Source organism: Psychrobacter sp. Arc29 (assembly GCF_041431175.1).
In the GTDB taxonomy this organism is placed as follows: Bacteria; Pseudomonadota; Gammaproteobacteria; order Pseudomonadales; family Moraxellaceae; genus Psychrobacter.
Genome location: NZ_JASMRR010000007.1, coordinates 1 through 23116 on the forward strand (window position 1 = coordinate 1; position 23116 = coordinate 23116).

Here is a 23116-nt window from a genome sequence, read left to right on the forward strand (position 1 = left end):
AACAGGTTAACCGCGTTATCAATGTGTAATCTACACATCTCTCACTGCCAGTCCGTCTGATGAGGGCGTATTATAGACCCTTTATTTATTTAGTCAAGAGGTATTTTCTATTTAGTTTGAAATAACTTAATTGCTTAAGCTTCTTCACTACCTTCCCTTTCGACTGGGTGGCATTATACGCGGGTTTGAGGCTGGGTCAAGGGTTTATTGTGGAGATCTTTCTAATTAGTTTGGTATAAATTAAATAGTGAAGATGTTTCAATGGATCATATACTTTAATAATTTTACTTACTTGACAATGGTTATGCAAAATAGGGTTTAGCGATGCTTTTAGGATACTACTGTTAAAAGGCTAGACATAAAATGGAATAGACATAAAAAAAGCCACTATTGGTTTTAGTGGCTTTTTAGTGATATTAATCAACAGTATCTTTTACTACGAAGCTTTATACATAATCGATCGCCATCATTAAGCATAGTGCCATCATGATGATAATCGATAGTCCAAAGATCTTATACGCCCACTTAATCTGCTGCTGGACTCGGTCTTGTTCACTAGTGACCTTGATCGGTTTCATAGCAATAACTAACCAATAGCCTGACAACAGTAGATGGACGCCCAAATACCAATAGCCAGTTGCGTTCAACGCTGTGAGCAAACTGCCCACGACTAAGAAACAGGCAATACTAATCGTAATGTGCCACTGAGTCGTTCTAAAGGAGTGCTTGACTGGTAATACAGGAATACTGGCTGCACTGTAGTCTTTTTTGCGAAAAACAGCGATGGCATAAGCATGTGGCATCTGCCAAATAGCAAACATGGCAAATAGCACCCAATACACCCCATCAATAGACGGCGTCAAAGCAGCATAGCCAATCACTGGCGGAATAGCACCAGAAAAACTACCAATGAATGTTCCCCAAACGGAGTGTCGCTTAAAGTACAGACTATAAAATCCGACATAAACGACATAACCAAATAACGCTGAATATAAAGCCAGTGGCGTGGTAGCTGCTAAACATACGACGCCGATACCTAGTAGTAATACTGCATAGAGCATTGCATTGGTAATAGAGAGCTCACCTGTCACCAAAACACGGTCACAAGTGCGCTGCATCCTCGAGTCAATATCACGATCGATGATGTTATTAATTACACAACCAGACGCTATCACGGTCAAAGTTCCAATCAAGGCTTGAAGCAATATCAACCAATCGGGATTGCCTTTGGCCGCTAAAAAATAGCCACCCAAAACGGTGATAGCGTTACCAAACACAATGCCAGGTTTGATGACCTGAACAAGCGGTTGTTTGGCGACATCGAGTTTTAACTGTGCAAGTTTATTCATGATAGTCCATCAGTTAATATCTTCAAATGCCTGTACCCTATGGATGAAACAGTGCCATTTAGGAATGATGAGCCTATATATAAAAATATATAACAGCTCATCATTAGACATTTGCGATAACTTATATACGCAAGCTTGCGGCGCAAATAAGAAAGTTAGGAACTTACTGTTGCATATCGGTCATGTCTGAATGATCAGCCATGTCCGAGTGATTTTCTTGTGATGTATCAGCAGGCGAACCTTGATTAGACGGCTGGTAAGTCTCTGGTAGATCTAACTTATCTTCAAAACCTTCAAGCTCACGATCCAATCTCGGTGTACCATCTGCATTGGTTGGCATTTTCATGCCCATGTCCATCTGCATTTTACCCATGCCAGGCATCATGTTTTCGTTGGCGTTGTGCATAATCCACAATGAGCCAACCATAACAATCGCTACCACAAACAATGTGAATAAGAAGCTATAGAGCGTATTACGTTGTTCAGGGCTAAAGTCCACATGCAAGAAAAAGTACACTTGCACAAAAACCTGCGCGGCAGCGAAAACAGCAATCATCCAAATCGCGCTCATGCCTGACATTATATTGCTCATAATTAGCCAAAATGGAATCACTGTCAGAATTGCTGATAGTACAAAGCCGATAATATAACTCTTTTTACTTCCATGACTGCTCTGGCCGTGACTTACATCGCCATGTGCATGAGCGTGCTCGGCTGCATGCAAATTTTCATTTTTCATAATGCCACTCCTACCAGATACACTAGCGAAAAGACGCAAATCCACACGATATCCAAAAAGTGCCAAAACAGACTTAAACATCTTAAACGCGTCATCATACGCTCAGAAAGACCAAATTTGCTCAACTGGAACAACATAAATAGTAACCAGCAGATACCGACCGTGACGTGAATACCGTGCAAACCTACCAGACTAAAGAAGCTCGATAAGAAGGCACTGCGATCAGGCCCGAAGCCTTCGACAATGAGGTGATGGAACTCATAAATCTCCATCCCAATAAAGCCCATGCCGAATAGCGCAGTAATCATCAACCATAGCTTAAGCTTTGACATGTTCTTTTGATAAGCACCAAGCATGGCAAAACCAAAGGTGATACTACTGATCAGTAGCAAGAACGTTTCAACCAAAACAAACTTAAGGTCGAAAATATCTTTAGGACTTGGACCATCTGCTACGCCAACCTTTAGTACCGCATAAGCGGCAAAAAACGTGGCAAACAGAACCAAATCCGTCATTAAGTAAACAAAGAAACCGAGTACTTTATTGCCCTGCGCATCCAAATGGTCTGGATGATGAGGATCACTATGGTTAAAGTAATCTATGTTGCCTTTGTGATGATCATCAGACGGCAACAACTCCTCGCCGTTGTCGTCTGGCAAATTACTATTTACTTCATGCGTGTGCATAGTTTCGGTACTACTCATAATCCGTCTCCTGCGTGAGCCGTACGAAGACGCTTATAATAAGCATTTTCAATTTTTTCAATTTCATCAACGGGTACGATGTAATCGATATCACGTTTGTTGGCTTCACGAATAACAAAGAAAATGATGACTAAGAAGGAGGCGATTACCAACCACCAGATATGCCAGATAAAAGCAAAGCCAAAGACGAACGTCAATAAACCAATAATCACACCAGAATCTGTATTTTTTGGCATATGTATTGGGCTATAGTAATTGGGCGCTTTATCTGACGTCCAGCCGCTGTCTTTAAGATGCGCTAGGGCATCAAGATCGTTAATAACAGGCAGTTGAGCAAAGTTATAAAACGGTGCAGGTGATGGCGTGCTCCACTCTAACGTACGACCATTCCAAGGATCACCACTAACATCAGCTAGACGCTCACGATCGCGATAACTGACATAGAACATCATCAATTGGCTCACAATACCGAACAGAATAATAAAGGCACCAACCGCAGCAACGATCAACCATATCTGCCAAACATCATTGGCATAATGATTGGTACGACGCGTCATACCGAAAAATCCTAAAACGTACAGCGGCATGAAGGCCACAAAGAAGCCGATGAGCCAGCCCCAAAAAGCACGTTTGCCCCACTTCTCATCCAAACGATAACCAAACATTTTTGGCCACCAAAAGGTAATACCCGCAAAGTATCCAAATACCGCACCACCAATAATGGTGTTATGGAAATGCGCGATTAAGAACAGACTGTTATGCAAAACATAATCAATCCCAGGAACCGCCAGCATGACACCCGTCATACCACCAATGGTAAAGGTAATGATAAAGCCAAGCGTCCATAAAATTGGCGTACCAAAGACGATCTTGCCTCGATACATAGTAAAGAGCCAGTTAAAGACCTTAACCCCAGTCGGTATGGCAATAATCATGGTGGTAATACCAAAGAAGGCATTGACGTTGGCGCCTGAACCCATGGTAAAGAAATGATGCAACCAAACGATGAAACTTAAGATAGCAATAACCATCAAGGCATAGACCATACTGACGTAGCCAAACAGCTTTTTCTGCGAGAAAGTCGAGATGACTTCTGAGAAAATACCAAAGGCTGGTAGTACCAAGATATATACCTCTGGGTGACCCCAAATCCAAATCAGATTGATATACATCATGACGTTGCCGCCTGCATCATTGGTAAAGAAGTGCATACCAAGATAGCGGTCTAGCGTTAGCATCGCCAACGTTGCCGTTAATACAGGGAAAGCAGCAACGATCAAAATGTTGGTACAAAGTGCTGACCACGTAAAAATCGGCATGTGCATCAGATTCATGCCAGGCGCACGCATCTTTAAAATCGTCACTAAGAAGTTGACACCCGTCAGCAAGGTTCCCAATCCTGACAGCTGCAAGGCCCAGATATAATAATCTACCCCCACTGTTGGACTGTATGTCAGCTCTGACAATGGTGGATAAGCCAACCAACCGGTTGCCGCAAAGTCACCAATGACGAGCGAAACGTTGACCAATAATGCACCAGTAACGAATAGCCAAAATGACAATGAATTTAGGAACGGAAAGGCCACATCTCGTGCACCAATCTGTAGCGGGATGATCGCATTCATGAGTCCCACAACCAGAGGCATGGCGACAAAGAAAATCATAATCACGCCGTGGGCGGTGAAAATCTGATCATAATGATGCGGCGGTAAATACCCTGTCTCAGGATAGTTAGCCAGCATCTGATGGGTACGCATCATAATAGCGTCACTAAAGCCGCGTAATAGCATTACAATCGCGACGACGATATACATGATACCAATTTTTTTATGGTCAACTGAGGTTAGCCAATCGTGCCAAAAAACGCCCCAAAGCTTCTTTTTGGTTAGAAAAATTAAAACCGCTAGCCCAGCCAAGGCCATCATACCACCAGCCGCCATAATAATAGGCTCGTGGTAAGGTATTGCCTCAAGGGACAATCTACCGAATATTGCTTCCATAATCAGCTTTCCTATTATTGAGCGTCAGCTTCTTGCGCATCATCTTTATTCGATGGCGCTGCTGGGTTAATGCTACCTTCGCCGTCATCCTTCAAATCAGACTCTAAGCCCTTGTTCACAGCATTTTTATTATCACGCTGATTGACTTCATCTGATGCTACAAACTGATTTTGTTGCTTTGTGTCTGAGCCATACTGATTCACAATATAGTCAAACATATCAGGCTGAGCCGATTTGAAATATTCGATGGCATGGTTTTCTGAGGGTTTCGATAACTCTTCATAAACCGCAGTATCGAGAACCTTATTGTCTCCCGCTTTGATTTTAGAAACCCAGTCATCGAAACCTTGCTTATCGACAGCATGGGCCAAAAATTTCATATCCGAGAAGCCAGGACCACTATAGTTGGCAGAAAGTCCGTTATAGACACCAGGCTCATTAGCGATCAGATGTAATTGTGTCACCATGCTCGACATGGCATAAATTTGGCTGCCCAGTCTAGGAATGAAGAACGAATTCATCACCGTATCGGAAGTGATTTTGAAACTAACTGGACGATCTACTGGTAGATAAAGCTCATTGACGACAGCAATATCTTGTTCTGGGTAGATAAATAACCATTTCCAGTTTTGTGCCACAACTTGAATCTCAAGCGGAGGATTGTCTTTTTGAGTATCTAGTGGCTTATAAGGATCAAGCGCGTGAGTACTGCGCCAAGTAATCACAGCTAAGATTGCAATAATAATAATGGGAATCGTCCACATTAAAATTTCAATCCAAGTGTTGTGTGACCACTGAGGGTCGAAGTCTTTATCAGCATCTGGTCTATCCGCGCGATAACGGTAAGTAAACCAGAGCGCCATGACGATGACTGGTATAACCACAATCAACATCAAGGCAGTGGTAACAATGATAAGTTCTTTATTTTGCACGCCAACTGCACCCTGAGGATGCAATACACCTTTATCACAGGCGGTCAGGAGCAAGCTGCTTATCAATACCACTAAGTTGGCCTTTAGCCAGATCGGTAATTTGAAAAACGTCATGCCTTATTAACCTTATATTCGGTCAGTTTTGTTAGTACATGTTAAATGTTAGAAACACTCCATGGCTGTCACATTCTTACAATGGACAGTCAAGAGATGACGCTAATTTTTGACCTTATTTATACTCTCAGTCGCGTTGGCTAGCATGATGTCAGCACTGTTACCAATCAAAATCTGATGGGTAACACTGCTGACAATTTTAAGCAACGAAGTATGCATTCGGTCACTAGATTGCGACCATCATCAATAGAGTAGGTCTTAACGCTATTTGCCCAATCAAATCAGCCGCACAGCATGACGAAACAGTAGCAATAAGGTACTGTTTGTATTGATGTACAAGACTGAGAAGATTGGGAAATCGATTTACTAAAAGGGTATCGATATTTGAGTGTGGCTTATTCTGAGGCTAAATTCTGTCTGGCTACCACAGCATTATTCCATGCTGTCTATAGGGTATAGAACTATCAAATGCGACCCTTTTTAGTTCACAGGCACTATACGCTTCTTTTTTTAGAAAATCTTATCTGCAATAAACTAGAAATAAAACAACATATTTTTACTATCCAAAATCTATAAATCAAGCTTGAAAGTTTTATCAATTTGCGCTTATTAGCTTTCATATACATAAATATTCGTTTGGATGTACATTCTATTCAGAAATATAATGAATGGCTGTTATGCGAGGATAAAACGTATCTGATAGTAGAATATTCTTTAATAGCACCATGTTTTTATAGTAAATAAAGTATAAAAAAAGGGACTTACCTATCGGTAAGTCCCCTTTTTTATCTCAGTAACGTTCATATTGACTCTTACATCTTTGCTCGGATCGTAGTCACAATACCAGATAACGCATAAATGATACCAATCGCTAAGATACCAACAGGTATGTCATAGAGCACGATACTCATGACAAGGACGCCAATAATAAGTACCACAAAAGGCACTTTCTTTTTATCAAACTCTTTAAAGCTGTAGTACTTAACATTACTGACCATGAGCAGACCACAAATAACCACCCAAGCTGCGAACAAAAACATGATCGCCGTATCATACTGTCCAATCCATTCATTGTGATCAACTGCGACCATAACAGCAGAGGTTACTAGAATGGCGGCAAGCGGACTTGCCAAACCAACAAAGTATTTTTTATCGACAATGCCAACCTGCACGTTGAAGCGTGCAAGACGAAAGGCAGCACAGGCAGTAAAGACGAACGCACAACCAATCCCAATACGACCCAGCGGCTCTAGCGCAAAGCTATAAATCAAAATAGCAGGGGCCACACCAAACGCGAGCATATCTGCTAATGAATCATATTGCTCACCAAACGGGCTTTGGGCATTAAGCATACGCGCAACGCGGCCGTCGGCACCATCTAGAATACCTGATAAAAAGATAGCAAGCGCCGCCTTGTAAAACTCGCCTTGCGTACTCGCTAAAATCGAATAAAACCCTGACAGTAATGATAATGTGGTAATCAAATTGGGTGCTAGATATACACCGCGACTGACCACACGCTTACCTTCCGCGACTTCTGCCTCAACGACCTCAAAAGTCAAACCATCGTAATTGTCATTGTCTGCTAGACGAATATTAAACTCATGCTCATCCATGTATGGAGGCTGGGTCGCTGCATTATCCTGCAACGATCCCTCTCTTGGAGGCATGTTATTTGGTTCGCCTTCAGGTGGCTGCATATTCGTCATCTTGATATCCTTATTGGCCAATATTGCTTTTCAGTTACTCGCCAACCAGCCAGCGTACATTGGTCGCACTGTCGGGCGTTAAGTCTGGAGCATCTTCTACTTTTAGTACTGGCTGCAAGAAACGTAATATCTCGCGTGCATGATTATCAAACTGCCATGGCGGATTGATAACCAGTAGACCTGTACCGTTCAGACCGACCGCAACATCGTTAGGATAAATATTTAGCTCACAAACTAGCTGACGACGCATTTCGGTACGCTTGAGCTTTTTGTAAAACAACTCGACCGCTTCGATATTTTTGATTGGGAACCAAAGCGCATAAGTACCTTGTGGCCATTTGTTATAAGCCGCAACTAACAGGTCGATAAGACGCGTAAAGTCTTTATGCTCTTGCTCATAAGGGGGATCAAGGAAAATCAAACCGCGCTTTTCTTTTGGTGGAATAACAGCGGTGATGCCTTCAAAGGCATCACGATGCTGGATACCAATCGGCAACTTATGTAGCTGATAGTTCAACGCATCGTATTCAGTCGCTTTGGCTTCAAAAGCTTCGGCGCGCACGCCAGCATCAGGTTTTTTAGCGGCGGTTTTTTCGACATGATGAGCAATCCACCACGGCGAACCCGGATAGACTTTATTGTCGTAAGTGAATTTGGCTTGCTTAATGCCTTCCATATAGTCTTTGACAGCGGCTGGTGCCTTTTCGGTATCTGCTTTTAGAAAAGCTTGAATACCGCCTTTGGCCTCCCCTGTCTTGCGCGCTTCTTCACTGCTTAGTGAATACAGTCCACGGCCGCCATAAGCGTCAAGCACATAAAACGGTTTGTTTTTCTGCCCCAATTGATTAAGCAGTTGTACCAATAAAATGTGTTTAACCACATCAGCAAAGTTACCAGCGTGGTAGGCGTGTTTATAGTTCATAATCTCAAAAGTTTAAATAAGAAAAATTGCATCTATGGTAGCATAGGCGGAGTAAAAGATAATGTGGTTTTAGTAAGCGCTTTCAATAAAAACGCACTGAATGACGTTATATTGACCACTGATTGATAAGAATGAGATGAAATGACGCAGATTATTAGCAACCTGAGCAAGACAGCGTTGGTCGTTGATCATCCGATAGGACAAGACAACCCTCCGTTACTATCTCCAAACAGTCATAACGACGCCCAAAACGCGCCTACCCAGAAGATGCTGCAACTGTCTGATTTTTCAGTCAGCTGGGAAGATAGGCTGACGGATAAGCAGCTTGATACATTTGTCACTGATGGCTGGCTCGTCATTGATAATGTGTTTGATGATACAGCGTTACTCGCGCTACAAGCAGAAAGTGGTTTTATTGACTATCGTGATGCAGAGCTGACCGCTGGCGTTCGTATCAGTGATATCCGCGGTGATAGAATACGCTGGATTACCGAAGACTTCTTTGCAGGCTACTATTATCTGCAAAGCATTAATGCTTTGGCCTCGCTATTCAATCGTAGTTTGTTCGCGGGTATTCGCCATAGTGAAGCACATTATGCGTGCTATCCGATTGGCTTTGGCTATCAATGGCACAGCGACAATCCTACTGGGCGCGATGAACGCGTAATCTCGGCAGTGTTTTATCTCAATGATGATTGGGGAGCGACTGACGGCGGTGCGCTAGAAGTCGTTGATAAGCATGGCACGCACCATGAAGTGATGCCAGTTGCCAATAGATTGATTATTTTTGATAGCGACCTACAGCATCAAGTGCAGATCGCGCATCGTCAGCGTTACTCTATTGCTACTTGGCTAAGACGTGATGATGCTGTAGTTTTGTTTGCTGCGCCCTGAGTATATCTATCATTTGCTACGGCTCTAAGTAAGCTTTGTTAATTAAGGACAATAATAATGCGTAAGAATCTATTCAGACATTCTATTTTAGTTATTATGTTATCTTTGCTTGCAAGCTGCACGACTATTAATCATCAAGCCTTCACTCAACAAATCAGTGAGCCTTTCTTTACCTATCACCTACCAAAATCCACCCCTGAAAAACCTGTGATAGTTACACCAACTACTATCACTACTGAGTTCAAGTATGAGAACGGTTGTCTGCTTGCATTTGATGGAACAAGATGGATGACGCCAGTATTTCCAGAAGGACATGCTACTTTCGATATTAGTAATAAAGCTTTAGAATTATTAGGAACAAGTTATCAAATGGGCGAAGTTGTTTTTGCTAGTGGCAATATCAGTAATTATGACAGAGACAAAGCTAAAACTTATAGTAATACTCCAGCTGAAAAATGTATTACAGAGTATTTAGCAAAATTTTATGGTGATTATGAAAAAATTGACTTAGACAGAGACTAATATTTTTTTAGCTATAGAAATCGATTAACTTTTATATATTTGCAACATATAAATAATTAGTACCAAATAGACCTTATAAGAAACGAGCTATCTTTTATAGCAAAAAACATTAACTCAACTTACCTAGGACTGTCATGAGTTCAGAAAACAATAGTAAAACCCACCAGCAAGCAACCTTAGACTTAAGTATTGCGTTACTCGAACGCCCATCTGTCACACCAGACGATGATGGTTGCCAAGACATATTGTCAGAGCGTTTGGAGCAAGCAGGCTTTGACTGCGAGTTTATGTACTATGGTGATAGGCAAGCAAAGGGTGAACATGCTGAAGTTAAAAACTTGTGGGCGCGCCGCGGTACGACTGATCCCGTCATTTGCTTTGCCGGTCATACAGACGTGGTACCAACGGGTGATGAAAAAAACTGGACGTATCCTCCTTTTACGCCAACCATTGCTAATGGATATCTATGGGCGCGCGGTGCGGCAGACATGAAGACAGGCATTGCGGCTTTTACCATTGCGGCTGAGCGTTTCGTTGCCAATCATCCTGAGCACAATGGCTCTATTGCTTTTTTGATCACCTCAGATGAAGAAGGGCCGTCAATCAACGGTACGGTCAAAGTGATTGAAACTTTAGAGGCTCGTCAAGAAAAGATCACTTACTGTCTCGTGGGCGAACCATCAAGCACGGATACGTTAGGCGATATCATCAAAAACGGTCGTCGTGGCTCGCTAGGCGCAGAGCTGACTGTCACAGGTAAACAAGGTCATGTTGCCTATCCACATTTGGCTTGTAATCCGATTCACGCGGCGATGTCTGCCCTTGCTGAATTGACGTCGACTGCATGGGATAATGGCAATGACTACTTCCCAGCCACCTCCTTGCAGATATCAAATATTAATGGCGGTACAGGTGCAACCAACGTCATTCCTGAAACGCTAAACGTGGTTTTTAACTTTCGCTTTTCGACAGAAACTACTGAAGACGAGCTAAAGGCGAAAACCCATGCTATCTTTGACAAGCACTTTGCCAATAGCAAGGCAAGTTATGACATTCATTGGAAACTATCTGGTCAGCCGTTTTTGACTCCTGAAGGCAAACTGGTCTCCGCCTGCCAAAATGCGATCAAAAAAGTTACCAATGTTGATACGATATTATCTACTTCTGGCGGTACATCTGATGGACGTTTCATCGCACCGACAGGGGCACAAGTCGTCGAGCTTGGCGTACGTAATGCGACGATTCATCAAGTAGATGAAAAAGTAGAAGTCGACGATTTGGGTAAACTGGCGCAGATTTATGAAGGGATATTGGAAAATCTATTGCTAGATTAATTTTAATTTCTAGTAGCAAAAAGCGCCGTCTATTATAGATGGCGCTTTTTTTATGAGCATTTATTTTTAGTATAGTGGTTTGTTTAAAGGTCAATACCTTTTTCTGGCGAAATATTTTCAAGTTTCTGCTGAATGTTTATTAGCTCTGCTTGAAAAGCATCGACTTTGTCATTCATGTCTTCCTCGTCCTTCTTTAGTACACCTTCTGTTCTAAAATCTTCTACATCAACCACTCGTCCACGCAAGGCATTTTTGATTATTCCTAACTCGTAAACTGAAATATTATCATCGTCCATTTTTGCTATCCATCTTTAGCGTCTTTGAGAGTTTTCTCATATAGACATAGTATTCAATATACGGTAAAGCAGACGATGGTTGGTAAATTTTCGTAATGTAATTATTTGAAAGAGAAGGGGTTTTTTAGAGATATATAAGGTCGTTTCTTATAAAACAAACCTGCTCATCGTTTAACGCTACATCAAGAAAAGAAAAATAGCGGAGAAAATACTGAAATCCAATCGCTCAACCAATGCTTCAAAAGTGATTGAGCGATTTATATAGGACACTAACTAATGCGTTAACACAGACAGAAGTTTATAAAACTTACTTTTTACGGTCTAATCGGTTTACTCAATACCAATATAAACATCCACTTGACCGTACTCTAGATTGCCACCGATATAATGCTCAAAATCTACATTAAATGTTCGGGTATGCTCACAGTCTGCTGTATTAAAATACTCCCAAGCACTCTCCCAAGCATTCATGACAGTATTTGGCATATGGCCTTCTTCAGAAAATACCAAGTACTTTCCTGCAGGAATAGTGACTTCTACCACATTACTGGTGCTGGCGGTACTTTCACTGTCTGCTTGAGCATTTTGCTCGCTGGCAGTTTTCCAACTAGCGACAACATCAAACGCCCCTGCTAAATCATCACTTTCATAGTTATGATAGATACCATAGATATCTTCACCTTCAGGCAATTCGCCCGCATAATTTTGATAAAACTTTTGCCATAATCTACCAAGCTTGGCAGTATCGTGGCTAATCTCAGCGTTATTGGTGGTACGAACGCTGATACCGCGACAAGCGATCGCTTCTGGCAGCTCTTTAATTTGTGATGTCATGATGCGGCCTTTTTAATGTATTTATTGAATTTTTATGGATAACACTGCTCAACGTTATAGAGTCGATTAGTCGGCTTCATCGATCCAATTCATTTGAATGGCTTCTAAGATGCCTTCATTTGATTTTTGTGGATCATCATCAAAGCCTTCAAGCTCAGTCACCCAGCGATGCAAATCGGTAAAGCGTATGTACTGCGGATCAGTCTCTGGAAATTTTTCATAAAGCTCGATTGCGATATCTAAGCTGTCTGTCCATTTTAATTTTTGTGGCGTCATAACGGTACCTTTTTTTAGTCGTTTTAGAAATAGTAGTGTCGCCTTAGTATTGGCGATTTGATGGCCTCTATCCTACCAAAATTCAGCAAATGATTATAGCCAAGTTATTATAGGGTGCTATTTTTCAATATGTTTTATGCTGACTTGGCCGACTTAACAGCGACTTGGTGGTTATTCCATGTGTTAATCACATCTGTCAACTGCTCGCCTTTCATGTCCAATACATCTGGCGTGCGCATACCGGTGTCATCGGTAAACACAAACTTGGTCATACCAACGCCCATAAGCTGGTTTTTGACAAAAAATCGATGCTCAAAATATACGTATTTGTAATCCCAGCCTGCAACCGCACTACTGAGCGTCATTTTATCCAAAAACTTGATTTGCTTGAGATAAACCATCTCTTGCATGGCGATGACCCATTTTAGAGGCTTGATACCTTTTTCATGACAGCGTGCCATGACCCAGCGTGTCACGTTTAGCTCAATAAATGACAGATAACGATAATTGGGCAAGTGATCGCGAAACCCCATGTCATGCGGTAATACCCGATAATGACGGACAGTCGGTGCGGTCAATGTCTCTAGACTAATCGTTTTGCTCGTCGATTGATGCTTGAGCTGCTGCTTAAGCAAACTGACCATAATAAAAAATCGTAGTAACATATTCATAAATCTTTCTCTTGTTTCATTGTATTTATAATTAATGATTATAGTGGGCAATAATATGGACTTATCACCCTTTCATAAACGCCGCTCACTTTAACGCAAAAAAGCCACCTCAGTGACTTTCTTTGTTTAAAAACTTATAGGCAAAAGCGAATAGTCAAAAACATGTTTTAATTATTAATGACCGCCGCCATTGATACTTCGTACCATCTCTTCGACCATTTTCTTGGCATCACCAAAGATCATCATGGTTTTGTCCATATAGAACAAGCTGTTATCCAGACCTGCGTAACCGGTGCTCATTGAACGCTTGATGACCATAACCGTCTGCGCTTTACTGACTTCTAGAATCGGCATGCCAAAGATTGGAGAAGTAGGATCGTCTTTCGCAGATGGATTCACAACATCGTTTGCACCGATAACCAATACCACATCTGTACTCGCAAAGTCTGAGTTAATCTCGTCCATTTCTAAAATATCATCATAAGGAACGTCAGCTTCTGCCAATAGTACGTTCATGTGACCTGGCATACGACCCGCAACCGGGTGAATAGCAAAGCGAACGTTAACACCTTCTTCTTTTAATAGCTCATATAGCTCTTTTACTGCATTCTGTGCACGGCCTTGCGCCATACCGTAACCTGGCACGATGACCACACTGCTAGCATTAGACATGAGAAATCCTGCGTCTTCTGCTGAGCCTGCTTTGTAGTTCTTCGGTGCCCCATCATCGCCGCCTGCGGCAACAGCTGACGTGCCCATGCCACCAAACAAGACATTAAGTAGTGAGCGGTTCATGGCTTTACACATGATGTAAGACAAGATCGCACCTGATGAACCGACCAAAGAACCTGCGATAATCAGCATCGAATTGCCAAGCGTAAAACCAATGCCTGCTGCTGCCCAACCTGAGAATGAGTTCAGTAGTGATACAACCACTGGCATATCACCGCCGCCAATTGGCGCAATCCACATCCAACCAAAGATAACGGCAATCACTGCCATCGCATAAAATGCTGGTAGTGAGTCAGTGACGAAATACACCCCACCGAAACCAATCATCGCAATGAATAGTAGCGCTTGGACAGGTTTTACCCAGCCGCCAACCAGCGTTTTCGCCCAGCTTTTTGCTGCCAGTTTACCAAAGGCAAAAACTGACGCTGAGAAGGTAATTGCACCGATAAAGCAGCCGATAAATAGCTCAACACGGGCAACAGCGCCATGTTCTTGCTCAGTATGTAATACCGTTGCAAGTGCAATTGCAACCGCTGCCAAACCGACGAATGAATGCATCAAAGCAACGGTTTCTGGCATCTGCGTCATCGCGACTGTTTTCGCTTTCCACATACCAACAAGCGCACCCAAGATCATCGCGCCGATAATGAGCCAAAGGACAGGTCCTTCTGCCAAAAAGAACGTCGTCACGACGGCAATTGCCATCGCTGCCATACCAAAACGGTTACCACGAATCGCTGTCTTTGGGCTAGACAAACCACGTAAGGTTAAGACAAAAAGGATCGCACCAACCAGATAGAACCAATCCGCATTCGCCGCAATCATTGTTGATAAATCATTCATGCGTCGCCTCCATTGTCAGTGCTTGCTGCTGGTGCTTTTTTTACTTTGGGTTTGAACATTGCCAGCATACGCTCAGTCACGGCAAAGCCACCGAAGATATTGATACTGGCTAAAAATACGGCGAAGGCACCAAGCAAACTGGTTGGTGTAAACATCGAGCCATCAATCGTGACGGTCTGTAGCATCGCGCCCACGATGACAATACTCGATAAGGCGTTGGTTACTGCCATCAATGGCGTATGTAATGCAGGGGTAACGCCCCAAACCACGTAGTATCCGACAAAAATAGCGAGTACAAATACGGTAAAAATCGCTACAAATGGTGTGCTACTCATGGCTGCACCCGCTGGCGCTGCCGCTAAAATGGTGGCGATCATCTCATCCTCCTAAAAATTTATTCATTACTGGCAAATGTTTTATTATCAACAAACATATAGTGACAAAATATATCGTGCTAAGCAGTCGAACCTAGCGTTTGGCTAGTCGTACCTGACCGTCATGTGTCACTGCCAGTGCGCCCTGAATTTCGTCTTCCATGTCTAAGTTAAGCGAAAGGTCGTTTGCTGCTGCATCGTCGCCAGCAGGAGCGATCAAAGTCGTGATAAAGTTAACCAAGTTATTGGCATATAGATCTGACGACTGCGCCGCAAGCATTGATGGGATATTGGCAGCACCAACGATACGTACGCCGTTCTCTGTAGTAATGGTGTCATTCGGCACACTGCCTTCGACGTTACCACCGGTACCAGCTGCCATATCGATCAGGACAGAACCTGCTTTCATTTTGGCAAGGGTTGCTGCGTGCACTAGACGCGGGGCATTACGACCAGGAATCTGCGCCGTGGTAATAACGATGTCAGCATTACTAAGTGCCTTGTCAACCACAGCGGCCTGGTCTTTGATATATTGCTCTGATGGCGTCCATGCATAACCGCCCGTTGCTTTTGCCTTTTGCGCTTCATCGTCACTCATTGGTACATCAAGCCACTTGCCGCCAAGTGATTCGACTTGTTCTTTTGCCGCAGGACGCAAATCACTCGCTTCTACAACCGCTCCTAGACGTTTTGCCGTTGCAATTGCCTGCAAACCTGCCACGCCTACGCCCAGAATAACCACCTTGGCTGGCTTGACCGTACCCGCAGATGTCATAAACATAGGAAAAGGACGAGAGTATTCGTTAGCCGCTAGCAATACCGCTTTATAACCGGCAAGGTTAGCCTGTGATGACAATACATCCATGTTTTGAGCACGTGATAATGTGCGCGGTAATAACTCCATTGCAAAAGCCGTCGCACCTTTGGCAGCATAAGTGTCAAGCTGAGTGTTGCGATAAGGGTCGAGCATGCCAATGACAACCTGACCTGATGACAAATTAGCGGTAGTCTCAGATGGTAAGTCATTGACGGTAGTAATAATTCGAGACTGGGTAATCACCTCGGTGCTACTGTTGGCAATATCGGCACCAGCAGCTTGATACAATTCATCAGCATAATACGCTGCTTGGCCTGCACCTGACTGAATGACGACTTCAAACCCAAGCTTGCGCAATTTTTTGACTGCGTCTGGGGTTAGTGCGACACGGCTTTCACTCGCGATATCTGCACTGATTACACCGATTTTCATATCGTCTCCTTACTTATATAGAATGACTTACCCTTAATACCCTCAACGCATTTTCAAAAGCATAGGGGACAAAAATCCTTAACCATGACTTATCCAATATCATAAATAAAGACTATCAATTTAATAAATGATGTGTTGTTTACCATCATGCCTTTTTATTATAGAGACATAATCTGCCAACTTTCATTGTCTAATGATGACCAACAAGTAAGATAAAAAGTTAGGTATTGATACCATCTGCATAACTTTTGTTGTTATATTAAAGTTTTTTATTTTTTCAAAAAATCTCTATCTCTTATATAACAAGGTCTCGCTTTAATAATAGCCAACTCTATATATGTTTACGCATTGCCATATCCCTTTAAAAAAACATAAAACACTCAAGGTCAAGTCAAGTTAAACCCGCAGCTGTCGTATAATAAGAATGCTTGACACCTGAACAGGTCGGTCATTTACTCACGATAATAAGGACTCACCATGTATTTTTTACTCTCTCCTGCCAAATCTCTGAACGAAACAGACGCTGTACCAGTGAACTTGGGCAACTACTATAGTCAGCCTGAACTGATCGCGCACTCACAGTCACTCATGAAAGTATTGAAGTCCAAAGAACCCGTTGATTTACAAGAGCTGATGAGCATCTCTGATGATCTTGCGCAACTCAATGCCACGCGCAATCAACAATGGCGTTGGAGTGAAAATCAACCATTTACTGATGATGAGTCTGGTAATGCAGCAAAGCCAGCGGGCTACTTGTTCGATGGCGATGTTTATACGGGTCTTGACATGTATCACATGGATAAAGAAACCGCTGTCTACGTCAATGAAAATCTGGGGATTTTGTCAGGTCTTTATGGGGTATTAAAACCATTGGACCTTATCCAGCCTTATCGCTTAGAGATGGGCACGAAGCTAAAAAACGAACGCGGTGATAATCTTTATGAGTTCTGGGGAGAAGAAATAACTGACGTTATCAATGCTCGTATGGCAGGTAGTGATGACAAAACTTTAGTCAATCTAGCTTCTAATGAATACTTTAAAGTAGTAAAGAAAAAAGCCATTGATGCTAATATCATTACGCCACGATTTGAAGACGAAAAAAATGGTCAATACAAAGTCATTAGTTTTTATGCCAAAAAAGCACGCGGTCTTATGGTGAAATATGCTGCTGACAATAAGCTGAGCAATGCGGAGCAGTTAAAAGATTTTGATTTGGCGGGTTATTATTACTGTGCAGAAGCGTCTGACAGCAAGACTTGGGTGTTTAGAAGAGATGCGGCGGATCAGTAACTTGATATAAAAATCATATTTACTACAGTCGCTAGACGCATGGCACTCAGGGCTTCTAGCGACTGTATTACATCTCCTTTAATTGAACGGATCACAACAGTCCTTCTTGCTGCTGCGATTGATGGCTAAAACCATTGCCTTGAGCGATAAAGATGATTCTTTAACGTGAAATAATCGACATGATAGCGTCAGCCAGTTGAGGGATTTCCGTCATTTTCAAACCGGCAATATTTATTCTGCCATTTGGCATACCGTAGATAGCGAACTCATCTTGCAACATGAGCATTTGATTTTCTGTTAGCGGTAATAAAGAAAACATGCCTTTTTGATGCGAAATGTCCAAAAACTCTGCGGGTGCTGCCCTATCCTTTAAAGCTGCGCCTAACGCTTGGCGAATAGCATCTACTCTATCGCGGTAGCTTGCCAGCTCTACTAGCCAATCGTCTGGTTTGTCTAGTAAATAAGAAGCAACTGCGGCACCATGATTGGGTGGCATGGAGTAATTGGCACGTGTGATGGTTTCTAAAAGTGTCTGTATATCTGCGTGACGCTCATGGTTCGTCGTTACCACCGTGGCAATACCCGTCCGCTCATTGTATAGACCCATATTTTTTGAACAGCTGGCGGCGATAAATGCAAAGTCAGCGTCTTCAATGATTAAACGAAGTCCTACAGCATCGGTATCAGGATCACCTCCAAAACCTTGATACGCCATATCAATAAACGGCACAATATTTTTCTGTTTACACTTATCAGAAAACAATTGCCACTGCTCTAAAGAAGGATCTATACCCGTAGGATTGTGGCAGCACGCATGTAATAACAGTACGTCTCCCTCTTCTGCTTTTTCTAGCGCGGCAAAACACGCATCGATATCTAATTGACCGTTTTTATTTTGCCAAGGATACGTATTAACCGTTAACCCAGCACCTTCCATCAGCGGACGATGATTGATATAGCCAGGGTCACTGATCCAAACGGTTGAATCTGGAGAGAGTATAGCGATCAAATCAGCAATGAGTCGTAGCGCCCCTGATGCCCCAATCGTTTGAATCGTGCATTGGTTTTTTAGACTTGGACTGTCACCCAGTACAAATTTTGCCATTTGCTGATTAAAATTAGCGTTACCCGATAACATGCCATAAGCTTTTGAATGAGCTTCATGAGCAAGATGTATTTCTGCGTCTTGCACGGTTTTCATCACAGGCGTATTCCCATACTCGTCTCGATAGACACCAACCAATAGATCTATTTTATTTTTACGCTGGTCAGCGCGAAACCTACCTAACAACGCCCACAGTGGATCACCATTGATAATGGGCATATTGTTTAACATCATGATACTTCCTTAATTAGTTTATTTCGCGCGATTGGACAAGATGACACCAATAGTACTGAGTACGATGCCACATATCATAATGACTGAGAGAGACTCATTGAGTATCAGCGCAGCAAGTATAGCGGTTAATCCTGGGGACAAAGAGCCCAGTAATAAGGTACGAATGGAGCCCAATTGTTTGACCGCATAAGAAAACGCAATGGTTGATACCACCCCGACCCCTAGTCCTTGTACTAAGATAAAAGGAAGCGCGTCATCAAAAGACACAGAACCTATATTCGTCTCCACCATACCAGACAGAACCATCGCTAGGGTCAAAAGAAACGATGTATAAGAGAGCACGATAGCGATAGTTATTGAACTTAGCTTGGTACTTTTTAGCCCTAAAGTGTAAGCCGCCCAAATCAGGCTTGCCATCAATAATAACCCCACTCCATACAGAAGACTATTAGGTATTGCCTGTCCATGCCCGCCAATCATAGTCGCGATACCAAAGAGAATAAGGATTAATGCGGCAAATTTTCTTAATGATATTCGTTGACGATAAAAAATAAAAGACAATAACGCGGCAAAGAAAACTGGTGTCCCGGTCAAAATAGTACCCATGTAAGCGGCCGGCACTGTACTTGCACCAAAAGCCGCCAATAAAAGAAAAGGCACACCACCAAATAAAATAAACATGATATCTGGCAATCTTATATTTTTGATTTCATGCCAACTAGAGAGCACCCAAGGGGTTAATAAGACTAGCGGTACACTAAAACGAATGAGCATGACATCCGCAATACTGAGAGGCGACGCCCCAACCGCTCGTACAGTCAATGCAAACCCTGACCAAATCAATAATACAACGCTCATCGCCACATAGCCTTTGGTCAGTGGTGACATTATAAACAAAGGATTTTTGCGTGATGAGGGGTGGAATATCGTATTCATAGTCGTGTCTTATACTGGTATACAAAGACCAATTATCGATTAAAATACGCGCTTTTATCTCTATTTATTCATTGCAATTTTGCAAATATTTGGTGGATAATGCTAATTAAATAAAAATTATTGGCTTAAAAAACCAAAAGGTAAATTATGGATAAAATCGACCGTCATATCTTGGAAGTGCTCCAAAAAGAAGCACGCTTATCTACGGCAGAACTGGCCGAACGTATAGGGCTGTCGCCGTCTCCTTGTGCAAGGCGCCTAAAGCGTTTGGAGGATGAGGGTTATATAGAGAACTATCAAGCGAACGTAAACAAAGCCAAAGCGGGTATTGCGATGAGTTTTTTTGTGGAGGTCAGTCTCAACAGCCACCAAGAAGAATCTATTGCAACCTTCGAGAATGCCCTATCCAATATGGACGAGGTCATCAATGGACATGTGGTATCAGGTTCTTACGATTATTTATTAGAAGTAGTGAGCCCCAATCTCGACGGTTATGAGCGGTTCACCCGTAAGCTACACAAGCTTGCTAGCGTAAAAGACATACACACTCATTTATCGGTGAGAAAGGTTGTCAATAAGACGACTTTACCCATTTTTGTGTGAGATTTCTAATACTAATGAGCAATGTCGAGTACAGCCCTCACATACGTTAAGTCTATTAAGATAAGTATAAATAGCTGGTGAAGTTGAATTATCACATAACTTTATTATCGAGTATAAAAAAGCCCTGCTATCTTTCGATAGCAGAGCCTTTAGTAGTCAAATAGACTTTATGAGGTTGATTTTACTTTTTGCGAAAAGTGATTTATCGAGGAAGACGAGCGAAAATAGTACCTATCGTACATTGAGCGCGTCTGGCAAAGAAAAACCACTTTGCAGCGACAGTAAAATTACATCATGCCGCCCATTCCACCCATACCGCCCATTCCACCAGCACCGCCCATGCCAGCCATACCGTCATCTTTTTCTGGTAGGTCAGTAATCATGGCTTCAGTGGTGAGCATGAGACCAGCAACAGAGGCAGCGTTCTCTAGTGCTGAACGAGATACTTTTGCTGGGTCAAGGATACCCATCTCAAGCATATCGCCGTATTCACCAGAGGCAGCATTGTAACCGTAGTTACCAGTACCGTTTTTCACTTCGTTAACCACTACTGATGCTTCTTCGCCAGCGTTGGTAACGATTTGACGTAATGGTGCTTCCATCGCGCGACGTAGAATATTGATACCTGCATCTTGGTCGTCGTTGTCGCCTTTTAGCTCAGACAATGCATTCATGGCACGAACTAACGCAACGCCGCCGCCAGGTACAACGCCTTCTTCAACCGCAGCACGAGTGGCATGTAGCGCATCATCAACACGGTCTTTCTTCTCTTTCATTTCAGTTTCAGTTGCTGCGCCAACTTTGATTACTGCTACGCCGCCTGCTAGTTTCGCAACGCGCTCTTGTAGCTTTTCTTTATCGTAATCAGAAGTAGACTCAGCGATCTGACGGTTGATAGACTCAACACGGTTTTCGATGTCAGCTTTGTTACCAGCGCCATCAACGATTACGGTGTTTTCTTTACCAACAGTGACTTTTTTCGCTGTACCCAATTGCTCAAGCGTCGCAGTCTCTAAGCTTAGACCGATCTCTTCAGAGATTACGGTGCCGCCAGTTAGCGTTGCGATGTCTTCTAGCATTGCTTTACGACGATCGCCAAAACCTGGTGCTTTAACGGCACAAGTTTTTAGGCCGCCACGCATGTTGTTTACAACTAGCGTAGCCAACGCTTCGTTTTCTACGTCTTCAGCGATGATAAGCAATGGCTTGCTTTGCTGCATGACTTGCTCAAGTAATGGCACGATCTCGCGGATATTGCTGATTTTTTTGTCAACCAATAGGATGTATGGGTTTTCAAATTCAGCAGTCAGGCTGTCTTGCTTGTTGGCAAAGTACGGGCTGATATAACCACGGTCAAACTGCATACCTTCAACAACTTCTAGGGTATCTTCAAAGCTTGAACCTTCTTCAACGGTGATAACGCCTTGCTTACCAACTTTTTGCATCGCTTGCGAGATCAACTCACCGATTTTGGTGTCTGAGTTTGCAGAGATAGAACCGACTTGTGCGATGGCTTTTTCATCATCAGCTGGCGTTGATAGATTATGGATTTCTTGCACAGCTGCGCGAACGGCTTTGTCGATACCGCGCTTAAGATCCATTGGATTCATGCCAGCGGCCACTGACTTCATGCCTTCTTGCAAGATTGACTGAGCCAAAACAGTTGCAGTGGTTGTACCATCACCAGCAACATCATTAGTACGGCTAGCAACTTCGCGAACAAGCTGAGCACCCATGTTTTCGAATTTGTTTTCAAGCTCGATTTCTTTGGCAACTGATACACCATCTTTAGTGATGGTTGGCGCGCCAAAAGATTTATCGATAACCACGTTGCGGCCTTTAGGGCCTAGGGTGACACGTACTGCGTTTGCTAGAACGTTTACGCCGTCCATCATTTGTTTACGGGCATCAATGCCGAATTTTACGTCTTTTGCCATGGTAAATTACTCCATTATTATAAGTATGAGAATACAATTGAATGATTCGTTCGTATTGTAGGGAGTATTTTTAGCTAAAAAATGGTCAGCTAAAAAACTCTATTAGGCTATTAGCCTTCTAACACGCCCAATACGTCAGATTCTTTCATAATCAATAGTTCTTCACCGTCAACCTTCACGGTTTGACCAGCATATTGACCGAACAAAACTTTGTCGCCAGCTTTTACATCTAACGCACGAGTTTCGCCATTGTCACGAACTTGGCCATTACCAACTGCAATGACTTCACCTTGTGAAGGTTTCTCTTGAGCAGAACCCGGCAATAAAATACCACCAGCAGTTTTTGTCTCTTCTTCTATGCGGCGGACGACGATACGGTCATGTAAAGGACGAATGTTCATCGATATGACTCCAAAAATTGGTTGTTTGAATAAAGGGTTTATTTGAATTAATAGTCTCAATACCAGTATCTATAAGAGTCGCCATTCAGTAAAAGCAATCTAAAGATACGCTTTGA

The 23116-nt window shown here is 42.7% G+C and carries 23 protein-coding genes; 5 read left to right on the plus strand and 18 right to left on the minus strand.

All coding sequences use genetic code 11. The annotated features are described in order from the left end of the window. Positions 1-446: 446 nt before the first annotated feature. The 7 genes from cyoE to QO189_RS10120 form a co-directional block, all read right to left on the minus strand. Positions 447-1349 carry a heme o synthase gene (cyoE, locus tag QO189_RS10090; RefSeq protein WP_371532641.1) on the minus strand — a complete coding sequence of 301 codons (903 nt, stop codon included), beginning with the start codon at positions 1347-1349 and terminating at the stop codon, positions 447-449. Between the two features lie 163 nt (positions 1350-1512). Further along, complete coding sequence (cyoD, locus tag QO189_RS10095) at positions 1513-2088, minus strand: cytochrome o ubiquinol oxidase subunit IV (RefSeq protein ID WP_371532642.1); 576 nt, start codon at positions 2086-2088, stop codon at positions 1513-1515. Beyond that, entirely contained in the window at positions 2085-2792 is a 708-nt protein-coding gene (gene cyoC, locus QO189_RS10100) for a cytochrome o ubiquinol oxidase subunit III (protein WP_371532643.1), read from the minus strand. The genes cyoD and cyoC overlap by 4 nt, the downstream gene beginning before the upstream one ends. Further along, positions 2789-4792, minus strand: a complete 2004-nt coding sequence (gene cyoB / locus QO189_RS10105; RefSeq protein ID WP_371532644.1) for a cytochrome o ubiquinol oxidase subunit I — start codon at positions 4790-4792, stop codon at positions 2789-2791. Before cyoB ends, cyoC begins: the two co-directional genes overlap by 4 nt. A 14-nt stretch (positions 4793-4806) precedes the next feature. Further along, complete coding sequence (gene cyoA, locus QO189_RS10110) at positions 4807-5838, minus strand: ubiquinol oxidase subunit II (protein WP_371532645.1); 1032 nt, start codon at positions 5836-5838, stop codon at positions 4807-4809. Between the two features lie 812 nt (positions 5839-6650). After that, positions 6651-7454, minus strand: coding sequence for a CDP-diacylglycerol--serine O-phosphatidyltransferase (gene pssA / locus QO189_RS10115; protein WP_371532755.1), 804 nt, complete (start codon positions 7452-7454; stop codon positions 6651-6653). A gap of 127 nt (positions 7455-7581) precedes the next feature. Next, positions 7582-8469: a 23S rRNA (adenine(2030)-N(6))-methyltransferase RlmJ gene (locus QO189_RS10120; RefSeq protein ID WP_371532646.1), complete on the minus strand. Its 888-nt coding sequence runs from the start codon at positions 8467-8469 to the stop codon at positions 7582-7584. 141 nt (positions 8470-8610) lie between these two features. On the opposite strand from QO189_RS10120, the gene QO189_RS10125 reads away from it, so the two are divergent. The 3 genes from QO189_RS10125 (at position 8611) to dapE (ending at position 11219) form a co-directional block, all read left to right on the plus strand. Then, positions 8611-9363 (plus strand): 2OG-Fe(II) oxygenase, encoded by a 753-nt coding sequence (locus QO189_RS10125; protein WP_371532647.1) that lies wholly within the window; start codon positions 8611-8613, stop codon positions 9361-9363. Positions 9364-9420: 57 nt separating this feature from the next. Beyond that, positions 9421-9885 carry a hypothetical protein gene (locus QO189_RS10130; protein ID WP_371532648.1) on the plus strand — a complete coding sequence of 155 codons (465 nt, stop codon included), beginning with the start codon at positions 9421-9423 and terminating at the stop codon, positions 9883-9885. A gap of 134 nt (positions 9886-10019) precedes the next feature. Further along, positions 10020-11219, plus strand: coding sequence for a succinyl-diaminopimelate desuccinylase (dapE, locus tag QO189_RS10135; RefSeq protein WP_371532649.1), 1200 nt, complete (start codon positions 10020-10022; stop codon positions 11217-11219). Positions 11220-11302: 83 nt separating this feature from the next. Here dapE and QO189_RS10140 read toward each other — a convergent pair whose 3' ends face one another. From QO189_RS10140 to QO189_RS10170, 7 genes are all read right to left on the minus strand, one after another. After that, positions 11303-11515, minus strand: coding sequence for a hypothetical protein (locus QO189_RS10140; protein ID WP_201512503.1), 213 nt, complete (start codon positions 11513-11515; stop codon positions 11303-11305). Between the two features lie 330 nt (positions 11516-11845). Then, positions 11846-12349, minus strand: a complete 504-nt coding sequence (locus QO189_RS10145) for a GyrI-like domain-containing protein (protein WP_371532650.1) — start codon at positions 12347-12349, stop codon at positions 11846-11848. A 66-nt stretch (positions 12350-12415) separates the two neighbouring features. Beyond that, positions 12416-12625, minus strand: coding sequence for a Fe-S cluster assembly protein IscX (gene iscX / locus QO189_RS10150; protein WP_021812734.1), 210 nt, complete (start codon positions 12623-12625; stop codon positions 12416-12418). 134 nt (positions 12626-12759) lie between these two features. Then, positions 12760-13296: an acyl-CoA thioesterase gene (locus tag QO189_RS10155; protein ID WP_371532651.1), complete on the minus strand. Its 537-nt coding sequence runs from the start codon at positions 13294-13296 to the stop codon at positions 12760-12762. Positions 13297-13470: 174 nt separating this feature from the next. Further along, the gene (locus tag QO189_RS10160; RefSeq protein ID WP_371532652.1) at positions 13471-14871 is read right to left on the minus strand and encodes an NAD(P)(+) transhydrogenase (Re/Si-specific) subunit beta; all 1401 of its coding nucleotides are present in this window, start codon (positions 14869-14871) and stop codon (positions 13471-13473) included. After that, positions 14868-15206 (minus strand): proton-translocating transhydrogenase family protein, encoded by a 339-nt coding sequence (locus QO189_RS10165; protein ID WP_201512510.1) that lies wholly within the window; start codon positions 15204-15206, stop codon positions 14868-14870. The genes QO189_RS10160 and QO189_RS10165 overlap by 4 nt, the downstream gene beginning before the upstream one ends. Positions 15207-15339: 133 nt before the next feature. Further along, entirely contained in the window at positions 15340-16494 is a 1155-nt protein-coding gene (locus QO189_RS10170; protein ID WP_371532653.1) for a Re/Si-specific NAD(P)(+) transhydrogenase subunit alpha, read from the minus strand. Between the two features lie 477 nt (positions 16495-16971). Here QO189_RS10170 and yaaA point away from each other — a divergent pair, with 477 nt between their 5' ends. Continuing rightward, on the plus strand, positions 16972-17784 hold the full coding sequence (gene yaaA, locus QO189_RS10175; protein WP_371532654.1) for a peroxide stress protein YaaA: 813 nt from the start codon (positions 16972-16974) through the stop codon (positions 17782-17784). Between the two features lie 160 nt (positions 17785-17944). On the opposite strand, the gene QO189_RS10180 is transcribed toward yaaA, so the two are convergent. Together QO189_RS10180 and QO189_RS10185 are read right to left on the minus strand one after the other, a co-directional pair. Then, positions 17945-19123, minus strand: coding sequence for an aromatic amino acid transaminase (locus tag QO189_RS10180; protein WP_371532655.1), 1179 nt, complete (start codon positions 19121-19123; stop codon positions 17945-17947). 18 nt (positions 19124-19141) lie between these two features. Beyond that, entirely contained in the window at positions 19142-20059 is a 918-nt protein-coding gene (locus tag QO189_RS10185; RefSeq protein WP_371532656.1) for a DMT family transporter, read from the minus strand. A 147-nt stretch (positions 20060-20206) separates the two neighbouring features. Between QO189_RS10185 and QO189_RS10190 the strand changes: the two genes are divergently transcribed. After that, on the plus strand, positions 20207-20662 hold the full coding sequence (locus QO189_RS10190) for an Lrp/AsnC family transcriptional regulator (protein ID WP_371532657.1): 456 nt from the start codon (positions 20207-20209) through the stop codon (positions 20660-20662). A 287-nt stretch (positions 20663-20949) separates the two neighbouring features. On the opposite strand, the gene groL is transcribed toward QO189_RS10190, so the two are convergent. After that, positions 20950-22599 (minus strand): chaperonin GroEL, encoded by a 1650-nt coding sequence (groL, locus tag QO189_RS10195; protein ID WP_087040787.1) that lies wholly within the window; start codon positions 22597-22599, stop codon positions 20950-20952. Positions 22600-22709: 110 nt separating this feature from the next. Next, entirely contained in the window at positions 22710-23000 is a 291-nt protein-coding gene (gene groES, locus QO189_RS10200; protein WP_058024926.1) for a co-chaperone GroES, read from the minus strand. Positions 23001-23116: the final 116 nt, after the last annotated feature.